Consider the following 19,355-nt stretch of genomic DNA (forward strand, 5'->3'; position numbering starts at 1 on the left):
GGCCGAACGGATAAGGAGAGATACACATGAAAGTGATTTTGATGCAGGACGTAAAGGGTCAGGGAAAAAAGGGCCAGATGATCGAGGTTTCCGAGGGCTATGCCCGAAACTTCCTTCTGCCCCGCAAGCTGGCATCCGCCGCCACGGCGGACGCCATCAACACCATGAACCTGAAGGAAAAGGCCCGCAAGGCCGAGGAAGCGCGCCAGAAGGCCGAGGCGGAAGCCACGGTGGAAAAGCTGAAGGAGTGCATGGTGAAGATCACCGCCAAGGCCGGCAGCGGCGGGCGGCTGTTCGGCGCCGTCACAACGAAGGAGATTTCCGACGGGCTGAAAGCCCAGTACAGCATCGAAATTCCCAAGCAGAAGCTGGTGCTGGAAGAGCCCATCAAGGCTTTTGGCAACTATCAGATCAAGGCAAAGCTGGGCTTTGAGGTGGTCGGCACGGTGTACGTGTCCGTCTACGAGGAGAAATAACGCGGCAGAGTCTGCATACTGAGAATTTACAACTTTCCCGGAGGTGAGTATCCATGGCTGTTGAGGATCTGCTGCTGCGCCAAATGCCCCATTCGCTGGAGGGGGAGCAGGCGGTGCTTGGCTCTATTTTGATTGACCCCGACTGCGTAAAAGAGGTTGTGGATAAGCTGCGGCCCGAGGATTTTTACCTCCGGCAGAACCGGGAAATTTTTGAGACGATCTGTTCCATGTTCACCTATGCCCGCCCCATTGACGGAATCACGGTGGCGGAGACGATGCAGAAAAACGGCATCTACGACGAGAACACCACCCGCTCCTATCTGGCCCAGCTGATGGAGATCACGCCCACCGCGGCCAACGTGATGGAGTACGCCGCCATTGTGCGGGACAAAGCGCTTTTGCGGTCGGTGGCGCAGGCGGCATCGGAGATCACCGCCATGGTGCAGGAGGGCGGCGGCGAGGCCGCCGCCACACTGGAGGCGGCAGAACAGAAAATTTTTGCCATTCGCCGGGGACAGGGCGCTCAGAGCATGGTCCCCGTGCGGCAGGTGCTGCCGGACGTGCTGGACCGGCTCAGCGAAATGAGCGAGTCCCCCACGGGACTGCCGGGACTTTCCACCGGCCTTTCCATGCTGGATGCCAAACTGACGGGTCTGAACAAGTCCGATTTGATCCTCTTGGCAGCCCGGCCCGGTATGGGTAAGACCTCCATGGCGCTGAACATGGCGCTGAGCGTTGCCAAGGGGTCGGAGAAGACCGTGGCGGTCTTCTCACTGGAAATGTCCAAGGAGCAGCTGGTCCAGCGGCTCCTCTCTGCCGAGGCGCTGGTGGAAAACAACCGTTTGCGCACCGGCGAACTGCGGGAGACGGACTGGGAGAAGATTGCGGACGCCGCCACAACGCTGAACCGTGTGGACATCCGCATCGACGACAACCCGCTGCTGTCCGTGGCGGACATGAACGCCAAGTGCCGCAGACTGGATAACCTTGGTCTGGTGGTCATCGACTATTTGCAATTGATGACCTCCGCCGGAGGCAAGGGATACAGCGGCGAAAACCGCCAGCAGGTGGTTTCCGACATCTCCCGAACGCTGAAAATCATGGCGAAGGAGCTGGACGTTCCGGTGCTGTGCCTGAGCCAGTTGAGCCGTGCCAACGAAAAGCGGGACGACAAGCGGCCCATGCTGTCCGATCTGCGCGAATCCGGCGCAATCGAACAGGATGCGGATATTGTTCTCTTTTTGTACCGAGACGATTATTATAATGAGGACTCCGAAAAGCGCAACATCGCCGAGTGCATTGTGGCGAAAAACCGCCACGGCGAAACGGGCAAGGTGGAGTTGAAGTGGGTGCCGGAATACACCATGTTCGGCACGCTGGAGACACGATACGACGAAGATGAATGAACTTTCAGCCGCTGAAAGGTTTTTGACGACCTGCTTTTCCGGGGCACAGGGAGAGCTTTTGTGCGCGGTGTCCGGGGGATTGGACTCCATGTGCCTGCTGGATGTTGTTTTGCGCTGGGCTGAGGGCCGAGGGATTTCCGTTGCCGCCGCCCATTTTAACCACGGGCTGCGCGGCAAGACGGCGGACCGGGATGAGGCTTTCGTGCGGGAATACTGCGCTGCGCATCAGGTTCCGTTTGTCGCCGGACGGGGAGATACCCGGGCAAAAGCCAAGCGGGAGGGACTTTCCGTTGAGGAGGCCGCCCGGCGGCTGCGATACGAATTTTTGGAGCGCGCCGCGGCGGAGCGGAAAAGCGTGGCAATTCTGACTGCCCACCATGCCGACGACAACGCGGAAACCATGCTGTTAAACCTCTGCCGGGGCACCGGCTCCGCCGGGCTGGGTATCCCCGCCGTGCGGGGAAAGGTGTACCGTCCGTTTTTGGAGCTTACCCGCGCGTCGCTGGAGGCGTATGCCGCCGCTCACGCGCTACCCCATGTGGAGGACGAGACGAACCAAGAGGAGTTTGCCGCACGAAATCTCTTGCGGCACAAGGTGCTGCCCGTTTTGCGGGATATCAATCCCAAAGCGATTGAAAACATGGCCCGCGCCGCAGGCTTTTTGGCGGCGGAGGATGCGGCGTTGGATACGCTGGCGGTGCAAGCGCTTGACCGGGTGGAGACGGCGGAAGGCGGCCTTTCGCTGGATTGGACAATTTTGCAAAATGTGCCGGAGGCCGTCCGGGGCCGGGTGGTTCTGGGGCTGATGGAGAGGGCCTGCGGTCATCGCAGGGATCTGTCCGCCGCCCATGTAAGAGCGGTTTTGGAGCTGAAAAAAGGGCGGGAGTATTCGCTTCCCTATGGGCTGCTGGCCCGGAACAACGGTGAGGCGCTGGTACTTTTCAAAGCGCCTTCTGTGCCGGAGGCGGTATATCTTGCACCGGGGGAGACGGTGCGCTTTGGCGCGTGGTGCGTGGCGCTGGACGGCGAGGAGACGGCAGAGAGGTTTTCATACCGCCTGAATTTGCCCGGACCGGTCGAGGTAACCTGTTGGCGTTCCGATGACCGGATGACCCTGCCGGGGAGCCGGGGAAGCCGAACGCTGAAGCGGCTGTGGGCCGATGTGGGCGTCCCGCCCGGCGTGCGGGACGGACTGCCGGTTCTGCGGCTGGAAGGCCGGGTCGCGGCCGCGCCCTATTTGGGTGTCGATTTAGATTTTTCCACCGGAAAGACCGACGCACAGGTAACATTTTATATAGAGGGAGAAACAATATGAAAAGTGAGATGGAGAACGATATCCTGAAGGTTCTGGTGACCGAAGAGGAACTGAAGGGCCGCATCACGGAATTGGGAGCGGAGCTGTATGAACGGTTTCATGGAAAAAATCCGCTGTTTCTCGGTGTGCTGAAGGGGTCCTTCGTGTTCATGTCGGATCTGGTCCGGGCCTGTCAGGTGAAGAGCGATGTGGAGTTCATCGCCGTCAGCTCCTATGAGAATGCCACAACGTCCTCCGGCCGTGTGAAGATCGTTCACGACATCCAGCAGGACATCACGGGTCGGAACCTCATCGTGGTGGAGGACATTTTGGACTCCGGCAATACCCTGGCATTCCTCAGTGAGTATTTCAAGACCCGTGGAGCGGCCTCCATCACCATTGTGACCCTGCTGGATAAACCCTCCCGCCGGACAAAGGCCGTCACCGCCGATTTGGCGGGGTTCGTGGTGCCCGACGAGTTCGTGGTGGGCTATGGACTGGACTACTGCCAGCAGTATCGAAATATCCCCTATATCGGCGTACTGAAACCGGAGGTCTATTCCCGGTAAAACGGCGGACCGGCCCATAAAGGAGTGAAGTCCTGTTGAAAAATCCAAGAACCACAAACGCGCTCACCTTTATTTTTCTGGCGATCGTTATGCTGGTGTGCGCCGCATATCTGTGGCGCAGCAATTCCCCGGCGGAACCACTGGAATATTCCGAGGTGGTGCAGATGTTCAAACAGGAGAAGGTGGAGAGTTTCACCGTCTCCGATAACACGTTGACCATGCACCTGCGGGAAGCGGTCCACGGCAGCACCACCGCCGTCTATGAGCTATATGACTTCGATCTGTTTTATGACGATCTGAATGATCTTGTGCGGCAGCAGGCGCAGAAGGGGATTATCGCCTCTTACGAGTATCACGCGGACCACTCCACCAACTGGCTGGCGATTTTGCTGCCGTACGTGTTGGTGGCGCTGATTTTGGGCGGCATGTGGTACTTTATGACCGCCCGGGCCAGCGGAGCTGGCGGCGACCGCATGAGCCGCTTCAGCGAGGCGCGAACCCACACCCTCTCGGAGAAGGACAAAGCCATCACCTTTGCGGACGTGGCCGGAGCCGATGAGGAAAAGGAAGAGCTGCAAGAGATTGTGGAGTTTTTAAAGGACCCGCAAAAGTATACGGATTTGGGCGCCCGCATTCCGAAGGGCGTTCTGCTGGTGGGTCCTCCGGGCACCGGAAAGACACTGCTGGCCAAGGCCGTGGCGGGGGAGGCGGGAGTCGGCTTCCTGTCCATCTCCGGGTCTGACTTTGTGGAGCTGTATGTCGGCGTGGGCGCAAGCCGCGTCCGGGACCTCTTTAAAGAGGCGGCAAAGTCCACCCCCTGCATTATTTTTATCGACGAGATCGACGCCGTGGGCCGCCAGAGAGGCACCGGCGTGGGCGGCGGACACGACGAACGGGAGCAGACGCTGAATCAGCTGCTGGTAGAAATGGACGGTTTCTCCGCCAACGAGGGCGTGGTGGTCTTGGCCGCCACCAACCGGGTGGATGTGCTGGACCCGGCGCTGCTTCGCCCGGGCCGGTTTGACCGGCAGGTGTACGTGGGCCTTCCAGACATCAAGGGCCGGGAGGAAATTTTGAAGGTTCACACCCGCGGAAAGCCGCTGGCGGAAGATGTGGAGCTGAGTGAGGTCGCCAAGGGAACTCCCGGTTTTACCGGTGCGGACCTTGAAAACCTGACCAATGAGGGTGCGCTGCTGGCGGCCCGGCGGAATCAGAAATTCATCACTATGGCGGATTTGAAGGAGGCGGAGATCAAGGTGATCGCCGGTCCGGAGAAAAAGAGCCGGGTAATCCCGGAACACGAGCGCAGGCTCACCGCCTTTCATGAGGCGGGGCACGCCATTGTGATGCACGCCCTGCCCAACCACGACCCGGTGAATCAGATCTCCATCGTTCCCCGGGGACAGGCGGGCGGCATGACCATCTCTCTGCCGCAGGAGGATCGGTCCTACATGTCCAAACGGTATTTGGAAGAGCAGATCGTAGCCCTTCTGGGCGGCCGGGCCGCGGAGAGAATGGTGCTGGGGGATATCTCCACCGGCGCAGGAAACGACATTCAGCGGGCCACGCAGATCGCCCACAAAATGGTGGCCAGCTACGGTATGAGCGAAAAGATTGGCACCGTGTCCTTTGAGTCCGGACACGACGAGGTATTTATCGGCCGGACCATGAGTCAGGGCCGCAGCTATTCTGAGCAGATTGCCGCCCAGATCGACGACGAGGTGCGCCGCATGATTGCCACCGCCTATGATCAGTGCGAGGAGATTTTGAAAGCCCGCCGCTCGCAGCTGGAATCCGTGGCGAACTATCTGCTGGCCCACGAGACGATGACCCGGTCGGAATTCCTGACCGTGGTGGGCGACCGTGCTCCCACCCCCGCTCAAGCATGAGCGCTTAAAAAACGAGTAATTATGCCCCGCTGTCCAACGGACAGCGGGGCATTCTTTTTTGAAATTAGCGGCTGTTTTCAGGCTCGCCCCTCTTTTGAAGCGTAATTTTTTACGCGGCGTTCGGGAATCAGGAGGTTTTGAACAGTGAAACCCAGAAACAGGTAATTATTTTTTGCTTCTTTCGGCGAAATTACTAAAAACGCTGTCCTTGTATGAAAGACAAATGTAGAGCGCTTCTTTTAAAATATCTACACTTGTCTCTGATGCAAAGACACAACAACCGCCAAAAGGTTCTGAATTTTACCGGATAGGGGTGGTTTTAAGGATTCTTTCTGTACATAATTCTACTTGAAAAACAGGAAAAAATTACGTAAAATGTTTCCTATGCAAAGAGAATGGCGCTGCTATTCTCTTTTATGAAGACAGGAGGAAAGAACATGAAAAAGTTTCTTGCACTTGCGATGGCCCTTGCGATGACCTTTGCTCTGGCTGCCTGCGGTGAAGACGCCGGCGGTGGAGCCGCCGCCAGCGGCAGTGCGTCTGCTTCCGGCAGCAACCCTGTGCTGAAGGTGGGCGTGTTTGAGCCCGCTTCCGGCGACAACGGCGCCGGAGGCAAGCAGGAGGTACTGGGCATCCAGTACGCCAATCAGGTGGTTCCCACGGTGGACATCGGCGGTCAGACCTATGATATCCAGCTGGAGATCGTGGATAACCAGTCGACCACCGATAAGGCCATCACCGCCGCCCAGTCTTTGGTGAACGCGGGCGTGTCCGTGGTGCTGGGCTCCTATGGCTCCGGCGTATGCATTGCCGCCGCCCCCACCTTTGAACAGGCGCAGATTCCCGCCATCGGCTGTTCCTGCACCAACCCCGCTGTCACGGAGTTGAATCCGTATTACTTCCGCGTCTGCTTCCTGGATCCCTTCCAGGGCAGCGTTATGGCAAACTTTGTCTCCGAGCAGTTCAGTGCCAAGAAGGCCTACGTCCTGACCATGCTGGGCGAGGACTACGGCTCCGGCCTTGGCACCTATTTCACGCAGGCGTTTCAAAATCTGGGCGGCGAGGTGAAGTCCGAGACGTTCCCAGAGGGAACCTCTGATTTCTCCGCGTATCTCCAGAATGCGGTGACGTTCGGTGCGGATGTGATCTTTGCTCCCTCCGCCACTACCTATGCCTCTTTGATCATCGGTCAGGCGGCCAAGTCCGGCGTCAACATTCCTATCACCGCCGGCGATACTTGGGAGTCTTCCGTCATTTTGGATGCGCAGAAGGGCACCGATCAGCAGGTGTACTGCTCCACATTTTTTGACGAGAACGACGATTCCGGCCTTGCCTCCACCTTTGTCAAGGGCTTCAAGGAATTCCTGAACGCCGACGCGCAGAACCTGACCAACAACGGCGGCAACGACATCGTGGCGGCTGTCTCCGCGCTGGGTTATGACTCTTACATGACTGCCATCGAGGCCGTCAAGCTGGCTCAGTCCACTGCTGGCGCGGACATTCAGGCCGCTTTGTTCAAGGTGGACTTTGACGCGGTTACCGGACATATCACCATGAACGCCGACACCGGCGACGCCAACAAGACCGAGGCTTACATCAAGCAGGCGACCGACGGTACCTTTACCTTCGTGAAGCGCCAGTCCGTGGCAGGCTGATCGAAACCGGCCTAAAAACCGTACGACGCAAAGCGCGGGCGGGGATCCCCCGCCCGCGCTTTTCTAATCCCAGCAATTCTGGCTTGCATCGAGCCGAGAGCCGAAGGGTTCGATGCAGAACAGAATAAAACCCGCGCTTTGGCGCGGGATTTGATCCGCAATCCTACTTTTGGAAAGCGGAGAGAACGGAGGGAATTCCATGCTTGACAAAATCCTGCCCTATCTGCTGGCAGGCATTTCTGTGGGCGGGCAGTATGCCCTGATCGCCATCGGCTACACGATGGTGTATGGCATCCTGCGCCTGATTAACTTTGCCCACGGTGATATTTTCACGGTTGCCGGCTTCATTATGGTCTATGCCGCCGCGACCATGCCCCTGAGCGTTTCCATTCCTTTGACCATCGTGCTGACGGTGCTGCTGGGCGTGTTGGTGGAAAAGGTGGCCTACCGGCCGCTGCGCACCGCGCCCCGCATGTCCGTCATGATCTCGGCCATCGGTATGAGCTATCTGCTGCAAAACTCCATGTGGTATCTCACCGGCGGCCTTGCCAAACAGTATCCCGTGCTGCCTTGGATCAGCGACAGCGTGAACGTGGCGGGGACGACCACCAGCCGCGTCACCATCATCACCCCATTTTTGGTGATTGCGCTGGTTGCGGTTTTGGTTCTGCTGATCAAGCGGACCAAGATCGGCATGGCCATGCGGGCCGCGTCCCGGGACTTTGAGACGGCGCAGCTGATGGGCATCAAGATCAACAACGTGATCAGCTTTACCTTTGTGGTGGGGTCGTTTTTGGCGGCGGTGGGTTCCATGCTGTATTTCAGCAATTATGCCACCGTCACCCCCACCGTGGGCGCCATGCCGGGCTTGAAGGCCTTTGTGGCCGCCGTGTTCGGCGGCATCGGGTCCATTCCCGGCGCGGTGATTGGCGGCTTTATTATCGGCATCTGCGAGAGCCTCATCAAAGGCGCGGGGCTGACCACGTTTTCCGATGCGTTTACGTTTGCCCTGCTGATCGTGATCCTCGCGGTCAAGCCCACCGGCCTCTTCGGAGAGAATTTGACGGAGAAGGTGTGACGGAATGATGAAGAAGAACGATCATAAAAAGAGCTGGATCGCCCTGCTGATTGCCGTTGCTGTGCTGGTAGTGGTGGGTCTGCTGGATAATCTCCCCGGAAAAATTGTTCCTTCCATGCTTTTGACCGTGCTGCAAAAGGGCGCGATTTATGCGCTGGTGGCTGTTTCCATGAACCTGCTGAACGGGTTTACCGGCCTCTTTTCTCTGGGGCAGGCGGGCTTTATGCTGCTGGGCGCTTATACATACGCGGTGCTCACCGTTCCCGTGGCGCGGCAGGCCAGCGTCTATCAGCGCTATCCCGGCGGCGGCCTTGGCTTTTCCATCACAGAGAGCCTCAGCGGGGCGATGGGGCAGTTCGGCCTTCTGCTGGGCGTGATTTTATGTCTGATTCTGGCAGGATGCGTGGCGGGTCTGTTTGCGTGGCTGATCGGCCTTCCGGTTTTGAAGCTGAAAAGCGATTATCTGGCCATTGCGACGCTGGGCTTTGCTGAAATTCTCCGGGCTGTGGTGCAGTATGATAAGCTGGGGCCTGTGACGAACGGCTCCAACCTGCTGTACGGGTTCACCGGCTTTACCGATTTCCATCTGGGCAGCCTGAAGCTGACGACGGTGATGCCCTTCTTTTTTGCGGGACTGTGCATTCTGGTGGTGGTGCTGCTGATTAACTCCACCTATGGGAGGGCTTTCAAGGCTATCCGGGACGACGAGGTGGCGGCTGAGGCCATGGGCATCAACCTTGCAAAGCACAAGCGGATGAGCTTTATGATCAGCTCCTTTTTTGCCGGGGTTTCCGGCGCGCTGTTGGCGATGTTTCAGGCCAGCGTGCAGGCAACGGCCTTCAAGGCGGCCATGACCTATGAGATTTTGCTGATTGTGGTCATCGGCGGCATCGGTTCTATTTCCGGTTCGGTCATCGCCTCGTTCCTGTTCGTGGGCTGCTCGGAGTGGTGGCTGCGGTTTCTGGACAACGAGACGATTCTGCAAAACTTTGGCGTCAAGGTGAAGTTCGCCGTGGTGCTGGGCATTTTGGTTGTGGCTGCGGCGGCTCTTGGCCTGTGGAATATGAAGCGTAAGGGCAAAAAGCTGATTATCCGCGCGGCGCAGGGGCGTCCCACGGTGAACTGGGGGCCGGTGCTGGGTCTGGGCCTTGTGCTGGCGGCACTGCTTTGGGACGTATGGTTCGTCATCAGTCCCAATTTGAAGCTGCCGTTGCTGCGCTCCGGCTTCCGGATGGTGGTGTTCTCCGTGGTCATTATGATCGTGGTTCTCTTCTTCCGGGAGGGCATTATGGGAGACAAGGAACTGTGGGACCTTGGTAAAAAGAAGCGGTCTGCAAAAGCAAAGGCAGGTGCTGGCAATGAGTGAAAATGTGCTGCGCGTGGAAAACGCCACCATGCAGTTCGGCGGCGTGGTGGCTGTGGATAATCTGAATCTGGAGATCAATCAGGGAGAGATTGTCTCCCTGATCGGCCCAAACGGCGCAGGCAAAACCACCGCGTTCAACGTGATCACCGGCGTATACGCCCCCAGCAACGGGCGGGTGGAATTCTGCGGCGAGACAATTGTGCGCAACCATCCCCAGGGGAAGATGAAAAAGCTCTATAAGGGCAAGAATCCGGAGCTGTATACCGCTGCCTTCAAAGTGGACGGTGAGGACGCTAAGGAAGCAGAAAAGCAGCGGGAACAGGCGGCGTTTACCGACAAGATACTGGCACCCACCCCTGACCGCATCACAAAGCTGGGCATGGCCCGCACGTTCCAGAATATCCGATTGTGGAAATCTCAGACGGTGTTTGACAATATCCTGATCGCCAAGCACCTGCGCCGCACCAGCAACCTGCTCACCGCCACCTTCCGCCTGAACAAAAAGGAGGAGGAGGCCCAGCGGGCCGATGTGGAGCGTCTGCTGGAGATCGTGGGCTTGAGCGAGGCGAAGGATGAACTGGCGACCTCCCTGCCTTACGGCAAACAGCGCCGGCTGGAGATTGCCCGGGCCTTGGCGACGGAGCCGAAGCTCCTTTTGCTGGACGAACCGGCGGCAGGCATGAACCCGCAGGAAACCAACGACCTGACGGAGTTTATCGGCCGTATCCGCTCCGATCTGGGATTGACGGTGTTTTTGATTGAGCACCATATGGATTTGGTTATGGATATCTCCGACCGGATTTATGTGCTGGACTTCGGCGGTCTGATCGCCAAGGGGACTCCCGCGGAGATTCAGAACGATCAGCGCGTGATTGACGCATATCTGGGGGTGGCGGAAGATGCTTAAAATTGACAACCTGAAAGTATCCTACGGCGGCATCCACGCCCTGCGGGGTATCTCTATGGAGGTACCCGATGGAAAGATCGTCACCTTGATCGGCGCCAACGGCGCGGGCAAGTCTACCACGCTGCGCACCATCACCGGCCTTGTCAAGGCCGATTCCGGTTCCATCCAGTGGAACGGAAGTGAATTGCTGGGAAGGAGCATCGATCACATTATCAGCCAGGGCATCGCCCTGTCCCCAGAGGGACGGCGAGTGTTCGCGGATTTAACGGTGCTGGAAAATCTGAAGATCGGCGCCTATCTGCGCAGGAACAAGGCGGAGATTGAAAAGGACCTGAACTGGGTCTATGAGCTGTTTCCCCGGCTGAAAGAACGGTCTTGGCAGCTGGCGGGAACGCTATCCGGCGGAGAGCAGCAGATGCTGGCCGTGGGCCGGGCGCTGATGAGCCGTCCCAAGCTGATGATGCTGGATGAGCCCTCTCTGGGCCTTGCCCCGCTGGTGGTGCAGGACATCTTCAAGATCATTCAGGAAATCAACAAACTGGGCGTGACGGTCCTGCTGATCGAGCAGAACGCCAACATGGCCCTGAAAATTGCGGACCTTGCCTACGTGCTGGAAACCGGCAATATCACCCTCTCCGGCACCGGCGCGGAACTGCTCACCAACGAAAAGGTGAAAGAAGCGTACCTCGGCAAGCGGAAGGATTGAATACAAAAGGGAAGCCGCAGGGCTTCCCTTTTTGTAACGATCATGACCGCACAAACGTCTAAGAGGTGACGTTCGTACTGTACGGGGCCGTGGCCCAGCCAATTCCACGGATGCGAAGAAAGGATGATCATATGAAACGAATAGCTGCTCTTGCCGCCGTATTTGCGCTGACGCTCAGTCTTGCCGCTTGCGCCCGGACGCCTGCCGGAGCGGAGGAGACCACCATTTACACCTGCGGCGATTTTTCGCTGGGCCTCCCCGCCAAATACGCGGCGTTGCTCACCGTGGAGACAGACCCGGCCACTCTGAATGATGGGGAGCTGATCCGGGTGAGCGAGACAAAGTCCATAGAGGCGGGCGCGGCGGAGAACCAGAACTCCCACGACGGCTTCGGCTGGATTTTTTCCATCGCACAGGGCGATCAGATGGACTGGGAACAAAATATTGTGAACGACATTGGCGGGCGGCAGGCCTTTGCCAGAGACGGCGACACGTATTACTTTCTGGATACTCCCACCGACGTGCGCTTTTTCCGGCAGGGCGACGGCTCCCTTACGGATTCGCCGGACTTGGCGGAATGGAACGAGCTGAACGAAACGCTTCCTTCTGCGGCAAAGACGGATTTCATCCAACGCAATCGTTTGGAGGAATGGGACGACGCGGCATTCCGCGCAAGGGACTACACGTATGACAGCGCCCACGCCGTGGTGCGATATAACCACTATTTCGATTTTGACGGCAGTCGGGATGAGTATTGGCAGCTGATTTTGTCCCAGCCCGCAAAGCAGGGCGCGGACGGAATCTGGTGCGTGGAGCGGGCCTATGACGTCCTCGGAAATCTATACTACTATTTCCCAGACACCGGCGTGCCCGCCGCGGATTATTATGCGGAGGTGCAGAAAAAAGCCGACGGGGGCGAAACCGTGCCGGAGAGTACAGTGCTGGGCGCGGCTCGGGCCTATGTGTCGGATTGCTGGACGGAAAAACCGCCCAGTGAAGACAGCTTCTCTGTGCTGGACGAGGTGAACGAGGACTATATCGAGCAGAACCAAGCCGTCACCGACATGGTGTCGCGGGTAATGCCCTATGATTGGAACAAGGGCCGGGAGCCGAAGGCCATGGAGCTTTTGGACTGCATGGGGAATATGGAGTCGGAGAATTGGGGTGTGCTGGGTCGGGATCAATATGGCTCGGAGTGGTGGCCTGCGCTGGAGAATGCCCTGCTGGACGCGGCGGTGGGTACGGATCAGGCAGAACGGGATGAGGAGATGCTGAAGTGCTTCCTCTCTTACACCAAGACCAGCGGTCCCATTTATGAAGGGCTGTGCCGCATTTTACAGACGCAGTATCAAGCGGACGGCAAGCTCTTTGCCCAAGAGTTGAAGGAGCTTTCCCCAGCAGAGCGGTCCCGTATTCCCGCCATGCTGGATAGTTCCGGCGAAATCGGCGGCGGGCGCGCCAAGACCACCGCCCTGATCGTGACGCTGGAGGGACAGAAGGAGGAGATGCCTGCCACACTGCACGAGGGGGAGGGGTACTCCATTTATATTCCCGACAAGGGGTGGAAGGCGGACCTGAACGACCGGGATTCCGGCGGATGGGAAGACAGCTGGGAGAGCACCGCCAACAAAGAGGTGGAGCTGCGAGTGGAATTCTTTGCCGGAAAGACGGCGGCAGAAGCCCGTTCCGCGATTTTGACCGAGCATGAGGACTACGGGTTTATGGACGCCGACGCCAACGGCTATTTTACCGGAACGGACGGCGGGGACGCGGAAACCATGGAGGTCTGGCTGACGGAGGCGGACGGCGGAACCTACGCCGTGCAGTGCGCGTATCCCGACGAGGCTGCCGAGGGCTTTGGCACACGGCTGACGGTGATTGCCCAGACCTTTGCCCTGTCGTAAAGAACCGTTGATAGATGCAGGCGCTTGCATCGCGCGGGTTTGAAGCCCAAACCCCGGCGGAGCCGCCGTATGGCGGTGTTGATGGATTTCATACGATCCATAAAAGCAAGACCCCGGCGGGACGCACAGCGTCCCACCGGGGTCTTGCTTTATAAAAAGTATAGCGGGTTAGGCATACTTCTGCCGCTTGTACATGGCGACGGACAGAGGAATGGAAACGGCCGTCAGCACCACCGCCAGCGCGGGAACACCCAGAGAAATAAAGGCGTTCAGCGCTGCCGGAACCTCTTCGTCAGACCCGACCACGCCTTGCACCAACCCCGCGCCGCCGCAGGCCAGCACAACGATTAGTAAAATAAAAAACATTCGGCCCTTTTCCACCCCGAAGCGGAACATGGGCGGCAGCGTCACCGCAATCATAATCAAGCCGATGCAGAAGGAGGGCAGCATTCCGGAGAGTGAGGAATCGTACCCCGAGGGAATGAAGTGACCCAGAATCAGATTTGCCACGGCGCTCAGCGCGGTGGCGAAGCCAACTGCCAGCCAGCCCAGCGCGTATTTGCTCAAAACAATGTCACCGGGCGTATAGGGCATCATGGCCGCCAACTGTGTCCACTTGCTCCGCTCGTCATAGGCCATGGCGGTATAGGGCAGCATTCCACAGTAAACAATGGCGAAGATGCTCATATTCATCCCCGGCAGCACGGAGAAAACCACGATCATCACTAAAAACATGCGCATCTGACGGATCAGCACAAAAATATCCTTTTTTAACAGTGCTTTCATGCGTTCTTTTCCCCCTTTACCAAAAACAAAATAATATCCTCGATATTGGCCCGCTCTATCTGGAATGCAGAGGAGACTAACGCCCGCCTGACCAACACTCTCGCGCCATAGGGCGATTGCTCCACACCGCACACCGCCTCGGCGGGGAGATCGGCAAGTTGGGCCTTTGCGCAACTGACTATACCGTACTCGTCCCGCAGCGCGTCCTTCTCCGCGCAAAAGCGCAGCTGGCCCTTGTGGAGAAACGCAATGTAATCGCACAGCTTTTCAAGGTCGCTGACGATGTGGGATGACATCAGAATGGAGTGGCCCGGGTCCCGGGTAAATTCGGAAAACAGCTCCAAAATCTCGTCCCGCACGATGGGGTCAAGGCCGGAGGTGGCCTCATCCAGAATCAGCAGCCGGGGACTGTGGCTCAGGGCCACGGCGATGGCCAGTTTCATGGTCATGCCCCGGGAGTAGTCTTTGAAGAATTTTTTCGGCGGCAGGTCAAAGCGCTTCAAATATCCCTCGTAAACCGCTGCGTCCCAGCGCTGATAAGTATCTGCCATGACGGAGCCGACCTGCTTTGCATTCAGCGTTTCCGGATAGTACGCCTCATCCAGCACAATGCCCACGTCCTCTTTCACCTGCTGAAACTCCGGGCTGGCATTGTCTACGCCGAGGACGCTGATTTCCCCGCTGTCGGGCCGAAGAGCGTGCATAATCAAGCGGATGGTAGTGGATTTGCCCGCTCCGTTTTCCCCCACCAGACCGCAGATGGCCCCCTGCGGCAGAGCAAAGTCCAGATTCTGTATGGCGAAATCGCCAAAGCTCTTATTGACATGTTTCATTTCAATTGCGTTCATGCTTTATTCCCCCTTCAAGATCACGCGCAGAATTTCCTGCAATTCGTCGTCTGTTATCTGACTTTTTCCCGCGAGGTCTGCGGCGGCCTGCAAATGCCCTTCAATTTCCCGCAGCCGGCTCTCGCGAATCAATTCTGTGTTTTTCTCCGCAACAAAGCATCCTTTGCCTGCCACGGTGTAGACAAAACCATCCGCCTCCAGCTCGTCATAGGCCCGCTTCGTGGTGATGACGGAGATACGCAGGTCTTTGGCCAGCGCGCGGATGGAGGGCAGCAGATGCCCCGGCCCCAGCGTCCCCGCCACGATCTGGTCTTTGATTTGAGTGGCAATCTGCTCATAGATGGGTGCGCTGGTGGCGTTGCTCAATACGATATCCATGCTGTAATCACCTCACATACTGTACATAAACAGTATATACAGTATGTGCGGATTGTCAAGAGAAAACCTGAAATTTTTTCGATATTCCTTCTGTATGGCCCTCTGGTGGGAAAAGCACTGGTTCAACGGGAGAAAGTGTGGTATCATACGATTGCATTTTACGGAGGAGGCGAAAGGATGGAGACGGCTGCGGGACAAAACGAGATGATTCTGTGGTGGCGGGCTGTGGCGGACGGCGCAGAGGTGACGGCGGTGGAGACTGCCGACCGGCATGTGGCTCTGCCGGAGACGATCCGGGACCTGCCGGTGACCGCTCTGGGCCATCACGCCTTTTCTCCGGATCGCCCTGCCTCGGAGGGAACGCCCCTGCGTCTGACCTGCGGCGGGGGAACGCCGGAAAACGACACCCGGAAGATTGAGACGATTACCCTGCCGCCCGCACTGCGGCGAGTGGGGGACTATGCCTTCTACAACTGCGCCGGGCTGAGGGAACTGCGCGTAACAGAGCCGGTGAAGCTTTGGGGCGGCAGTGTGTTTATGAATTGCGGCCGTCTTTGCCGATTTTTCATTCGGGCGCGGGACAGCCGGGCGGAGAGCGTTGCCTATTTTGCCGACGAGCTGCCTGTGGAGTTGGATGTGACCGTGGAATACCCGGACGGCGAATCGGTTCGGCTGATTTTTCCGGAGTACCGGGAGTCCTATGAGGAAAATTCACCCGCCCATCACTTTGATTTTCATCTCTACGGGCCGGGCTATCCCTATCACCATGTGTTCCGGGAGCGGACGCTGCCTCTGGCGGCGTTTGACGCGCTGTTCCCCGGCTTGCTGGCCACGGAACACGATCCGGACTGCGCCATGCGCCTTGCGTGGTATCGTCTGCGGTTCCCACGGGAACTGACAGAGGCCGCGTCGGCGGAATATCTGGCATATTTGAACGGCAGAACCGGAGACGTGCTGGACTGGCTTTTAAAAGAGCGGGACAGCCGGGGCCTTGCGTGGTTTTTGCCCCGGTGCGGTGCGGAGATCAAGATTTTGAGCGCCGCGGCGGAGCAGGCAAGGCGGTTGTCCCTTGCGGAGCCGTTGGCGCTGCTGCTGGAGCATCGGCACCGGAAGGCGCCGGACGGTCTGGATAAATCCTTTGACCTATGAAAGGGGGCGGTGTCATGCCGGATGGAAAGAACAAGGCGGAAATCGGCCTTGAAATTCTGCGCTCGGCGCAGAGTGAGCTGTATCTGATTTTTCCGTATCTGGACGCGGCGCTGTGGGGGCTGGAATTCCAGGCGGGGGACGGGGTGACCTTGTCTCTGGCCACCGACGGGGAGCGGCTTCTATACGATTCCGGCTACCTTTCCGAGCGGTTCCTGCGGGGCATGTCCCACGTTGACCGGGCCTATCTCCATGTGATTTTGCATTGCCTTTTGCGCCATCTGTCCAAAAAACAGGGGCGGGAATCGGCCCTGTGGGACCTGAGCTGCGACGTGGCGGTGGAGAGTATTTTGGACGGGCTGGACTACCCCTGCCTTGGCGGCGCGCCTGCTCCCGTGCGCCTGAATTTTTACGGGGGACTGCGCAGCAGCCTGAAAGTTCTCACCGCCGAGGGAATCTATCGGGAGCTTCAGCGCAGAAAGCTGCCGGAGTATGAGCGGGCCAAACTCCAACGGGAGTTTTTCGCCGATGACCACGGGCTTTGGGACCCCCAAAGCAAACAGGATCAGGAGCGCAATGAGCGGCAGGACAAAAAGTGGCAGTCTGCGTCGGAACGCACCCAGACCGGAATGGAGACGATTCTTGCGGGAAAAGCCGTGGGCGGCGAGGCGGTATATGAGCAGGTGAAGGTGGAAAACCGCCCCGGCGTGGACTACCGGAACTTCCTGCGGCGGTTCGCCGTCCCCCGTGAGGTGCTGGGCGTGGACGGTGATGGATTTGATTACGGATTTTATTCCTATGGTCTGCGGCTGTATGGCAACATGCCGCTGGTGGAGCCGCCGGAGACGCGGGAGGAAAAGCGCATTTCCGACTTTGTCATCGCCATCGATACCTCCATGTCCACCTCCGGGGAGCTGGTGCGCCAGTTTCTCTCCGCCACATATACGATTCTTGCCAGCCGGGAGACTTTTTCCAGCAAGGTGAACATCCGGGTGATGCAGTGCGACGACCAGCTGCGCAGCGACACGGCGCTTCATGACCTGAAAGAGTTGAAGGCCTATATGGAGGATTTTCATCTGGCGGGAGGCAGCGCCACGGATTTCCGCCCGGTGTTCCAGCGGGTGGAGGAGCTGCAAAAGGCCGGAGAGCTGACGGGCTTGCGGGGCCTCATTTACTTTACGGATGGTATGGGGCGGTATCCGAAAAAACGCCCGCCCTATGAGGCGGCGTTTGTGATGATGGAGGACCCGGCGCTGGCGGTGGAGATCCCGCCATGGGCCATCCGGCTGACGCTGACGGAGCCGGAATTGGAAACGGCTGCGCGTCAGGCAATCGGAACCGACGAACGGGATGAAACGGAGCTTTTGGAGCTGCCGGAGCTGTAATAAGGAGACAAACTTATGAACATCAAACAGGCAAAAGAGGAACTTGCCAACACGCTGAAAGCGTATCTTGCCAAGGACGAACTGGGGAACTATCTGATTCCCGCCATCCGCCAGCGGCCTGTGCTGTTGATGGGCCCTCCGGGTATCGGCAAGACCCAGATCATGGAGCAGATTGCCGCGGAGGAAGGCGTGGGCCTTGTGGCCTATACCATCACCCATCACACCCGGCAAAGCGCCGTGGGTCTGCCCTTCATCGAAAAACGGACTTACGGCGGTGAGGAATTCTCCGTCACGGAGTACACCATGAGCGAGATTTTGGCCTCGGTGTACGAGCTGATGGAGCGAACGGGCATCAAGGAGGGCATTCTCTTTCTGGATGAGATCAACTGCGTCAGCGAGACGCTGGCCCCCATGATGCTGCAATTTTTGCAATGTAAGACCTTTGGCAATCAAAAACTACCGGAGGGCTGGCTTATTGCGGCCGCGGGAAATCCGCCGGAATACAATAAGTCTGTCCGGGACTTTGACGTGGTGACGCTGGACCGGGTGAAGCGCATCGACGTGGAAGAGAATTTTGCTGTCTGGAAGGAGTATGCCCGCCGCCGGGGCCTTCACGGGGCCGTGATTTCCTATCTGGACATCAAGAAGGAAAATTTCTACCGCATTGAAACCACGGTGGACGGGGTTGAGTTTGCCACCGCCCGCGGCTGGGAGGATTTGAGCGAACTGATTCTGGCCTATGAAAAGCTGGGCCTTCGCGTGGACCGGGAGGTAGTGGGCCAGTATATCCAGCTGCCCCGCATCGCCCGGGATTTCACGGGGTATCTGGAGCTTTACTACAAATATCAGCGAACCTACCATGTGGAGGATATCCTTGGCGGAAAGTGGGCCGCGACAGCGGTTTCCGAGCTGCGCGCCGCGCCTTTTGACGAGAAGCTGTCGGTGCTGAGCCTGCTGGTGAGCCGCCTGAGTGAGGAGGCGGGGCGCGTGCGGGCGCAGGACGCCCTGACGGAATTGCTTCACGCCGATCTCATTGCCTTTAAGGCGCGGCTGGCGGAAGGCGCGGGGGCGGGTGTGATTCTGTCCGACTTGGAGCAGTCCCGGCGGGAGGCTATGGCGCGCTGTGCCGCCGCCGGACAGCTGGATCGGGAACGCCGGGCACTGGACCAGCGGGAGCTGGAGCTGCTGGGGCGCTATCGCCAAAATCTGCTGGACGGCGATATTTGCGACGAGGACGCGATGAACGCCGTGCGGACATGGTTCGCGGCAGAGGTGGATGGACGCAAATCCGCCGCACAGGCGGCCGGCCGGTGCTTCGACCATGCGTTTCGGTATCTGGAAGAGACATTTGGCGATTCTCAGGAATTGGTGATCTTTGTGACGGAGATTACCTCCGGGTACGATACCAGCTGGTTTGTGGAGCATTTTGGCTGCGACGCCTATTTTCGCCACAATAAGGAGCTGCTGTTTGACGACAGCCGCCGCCGCATCCGCGCGGAGATCGCAGCGGAACGGGCAGAAAACTGAATGCAAAGAAATGCCGGGAGCCTGATTGAATCAGG

At 58.3% G+C, this 19,355-nt stretch carries 17 protein-coding genes; 14 read left to right on the plus strand and 3 right to left on the minus strand.

Annotation, left to right across the window (positions count from 1 at the left end; all coding sequences use genetic code 11):
* The first annotated feature begins 26 nt into the window (after window positions 1-26).
* The 11 genes from rplI to ON16_RS01865 all read left to right on the plus strand — a co-directional run bounded on the left by rplI (window position 27) and on the right by ON16_RS01865 (window position 13,250).
* On the plus strand, window positions 27-476 hold the full coding sequence (gene rplI / locus ON16_RS01815; RefSeq protein WP_040658895.1) for a 50S ribosomal protein L9: 450 nt from the start codon (window positions 27-29) through the stop codon (window positions 474-476).
* 53 nt (window positions 477-529) lie between these two features.
* Window positions 530-1,882 (plus strand): replicative DNA helicase, encoded by a 1,353-nt coding sequence (dnaB, locus tag ON16_RS01820; RefSeq protein WP_040658897.1) that lies wholly within the window; start codon window positions 530-532, stop codon window positions 1,880-1,882.
* Window positions 1,875-3,197: a tRNA lysidine(34) synthetase TilS gene (gene tilS, locus ON16_RS01825; RefSeq protein WP_051131465.1), complete on the plus strand. Its 1,323-nt coding sequence runs from the start codon at window positions 1,875-1,877 to the stop codon at window positions 3,195-3,197. The genes dnaB and tilS overlap by 8 nt, the downstream gene beginning before the upstream one ends.
* Window positions 3,194-3,745, plus strand: a complete 552-nt coding sequence (hpt, locus tag ON16_RS01830) for a hypoxanthine phosphoribosyltransferase (RefSeq protein WP_081579564.1) — start codon at window positions 3,194-3,196, stop codon at window positions 3,743-3,745. The genes tilS and hpt overlap by 4 nt, the downstream gene beginning before the upstream one ends.
* 35 nt (window positions 3,746-3,780) lie before the next feature.
* Window positions 3,781-5,634 carry an ATP-dependent zinc metalloprotease FtsH gene (gene ftsH / locus ON16_RS01835; protein ID WP_040658899.1) on the plus strand — a complete coding sequence of 618 codons (1,854 nt, stop codon included), beginning with the start codon at window positions 3,781-3,783 and terminating at the stop codon, window positions 5,632-5,634.
* Between the two features lie 437 nt (window positions 5,635-6,071).
* On the plus strand, window positions 6,072-7,289 hold the full coding sequence (locus tag ON16_RS01840) for an ABC transporter substrate-binding protein (protein ID WP_040658901.1): 1,218 nt from the start codon (window positions 6,072-6,074) through the stop codon (window positions 7,287-7,289).
* 199 nt (window positions 7,290-7,488) lie between these two features.
* Complete coding sequence (locus tag ON16_RS01845; RefSeq protein ID WP_040658903.1) at window positions 7,489-8,367, plus strand: branched-chain amino acid ABC transporter permease; 879 nt, start codon at window positions 7,489-7,491, stop codon at window positions 8,365-8,367.
* A 4-nt stretch (window positions 8,368-8,371) separates the two neighbouring features.
* Complete coding sequence (locus tag ON16_RS01850) at window positions 8,372-9,733, plus strand: branched-chain amino acid ABC transporter permease (protein ID WP_040658905.1); 1,362 nt, start codon at window positions 8,372-8,374, stop codon at window positions 9,731-9,733.
* Complete coding sequence (locus tag ON16_RS01855; RefSeq protein WP_040658907.1) at window positions 9,726-10,640, plus strand: ABC transporter ATP-binding protein; 915 nt, start codon at window positions 9,726-9,728, stop codon at window positions 10,638-10,640. Before ON16_RS01850 ends, ON16_RS01855 begins: the two co-directional genes overlap by 8 nt.
* On the plus strand, window positions 10,633-11,346 hold the full coding sequence (locus ON16_RS01860) for an ABC transporter ATP-binding protein (RefSeq protein ID WP_040658909.1): 714 nt from the start codon (window positions 10,633-10,635) through the stop codon (window positions 11,344-11,346). Before ON16_RS01855 ends, ON16_RS01860 begins: the two co-directional genes overlap by 8 nt.
* Before the next feature lie 131 nt (window positions 11,347-11,477).
* Window positions 11,478-13,250: a hypothetical protein gene (locus ON16_RS01865; protein WP_040658911.1), complete on the plus strand. Its 1,773-nt coding sequence runs from the start codon at window positions 11,478-11,480 to the stop codon at window positions 13,248-13,250.
* 168 nt (window positions 13,251-13,418) lie between these two features.
* On the opposite strand, the gene ON16_RS01870 is transcribed toward ON16_RS01865, so the two are convergent.
* The 3 genes from ON16_RS01870 to ON16_RS01880 are packed head-to-tail and all read right to left on the minus strand — an operon-like array spanning window position 13,419 to window position 15,262.
* Window positions 13,419-14,036 (minus strand): ABC-2 transporter permease, encoded by a 618-nt coding sequence (locus ON16_RS01870; protein ID WP_040658913.1) that lies wholly within the window; start codon window positions 14,034-14,036, stop codon window positions 13,419-13,421.
* A complete protein-coding gene (locus ON16_RS01875; RefSeq protein WP_040658914.1) occupies window positions 14,033-14,884 on the minus strand; it encodes an ABC transporter ATP-binding protein in 852 nt (283 codons plus the stop codon). Before ON16_RS01875 ends, ON16_RS01870 begins: the two co-directional genes overlap by 4 nt.
* A gap of 3 nt (window positions 14,885-14,887) precedes the next feature.
* The gene (locus tag ON16_RS01880; RefSeq protein WP_040658916.1) at window positions 14,888-15,262 is read right to left on the minus strand and encodes a GntR family transcriptional regulator; all 375 of its coding nucleotides are present in this window, start codon (window positions 15,260-15,262) and stop codon (window positions 14,888-14,890) included.
* Between the two features lie 177 nt (window positions 15,263-15,439).
* Here ON16_RS01880 and ON16_RS01885 point away from each other — a divergent pair, with 177 nt between their 5' ends.
* The 3 genes from ON16_RS01885 to ON16_RS01895 are packed head-to-tail and all read left to right on the plus strand — an operon-like array spanning window position 15,440 to window position 19,320.
* A complete protein-coding gene (locus tag ON16_RS01885; RefSeq protein ID WP_040658918.1) occupies window positions 15,440-16,411 on the plus strand; it encodes a leucine-rich repeat protein in 972 nt (323 codons plus the stop codon).
* Between the two features lie 14 nt (window positions 16,412-16,425).
* Window positions 16,426-17,793, plus strand: coding sequence for a vWA domain-containing protein (locus ON16_RS01890; protein WP_040658920.1), 1,368 nt, complete (start codon window positions 16,426-16,428; stop codon window positions 17,791-17,793).
* Window positions 17,794-17,808: 15 nt separating this feature from the next.
* A complete protein-coding gene (locus ON16_RS01895) occupies window positions 17,809-19,320 on the plus strand; it encodes an ATP-binding protein (RefSeq protein WP_040658922.1) in 1,512 nt (503 codons plus the stop codon).
* Window positions 19,321-19,355 lie beyond the last annotated feature (35 nt).

The organism is Oscillibacter ruminantium GH1, assembly GCF_000307265.1.
GTDB lineage: Bacteria > Bacillota > Clostridia > Oscillospirales > Oscillospiraceae > Oscillibacter > Oscillibacter ruminantium.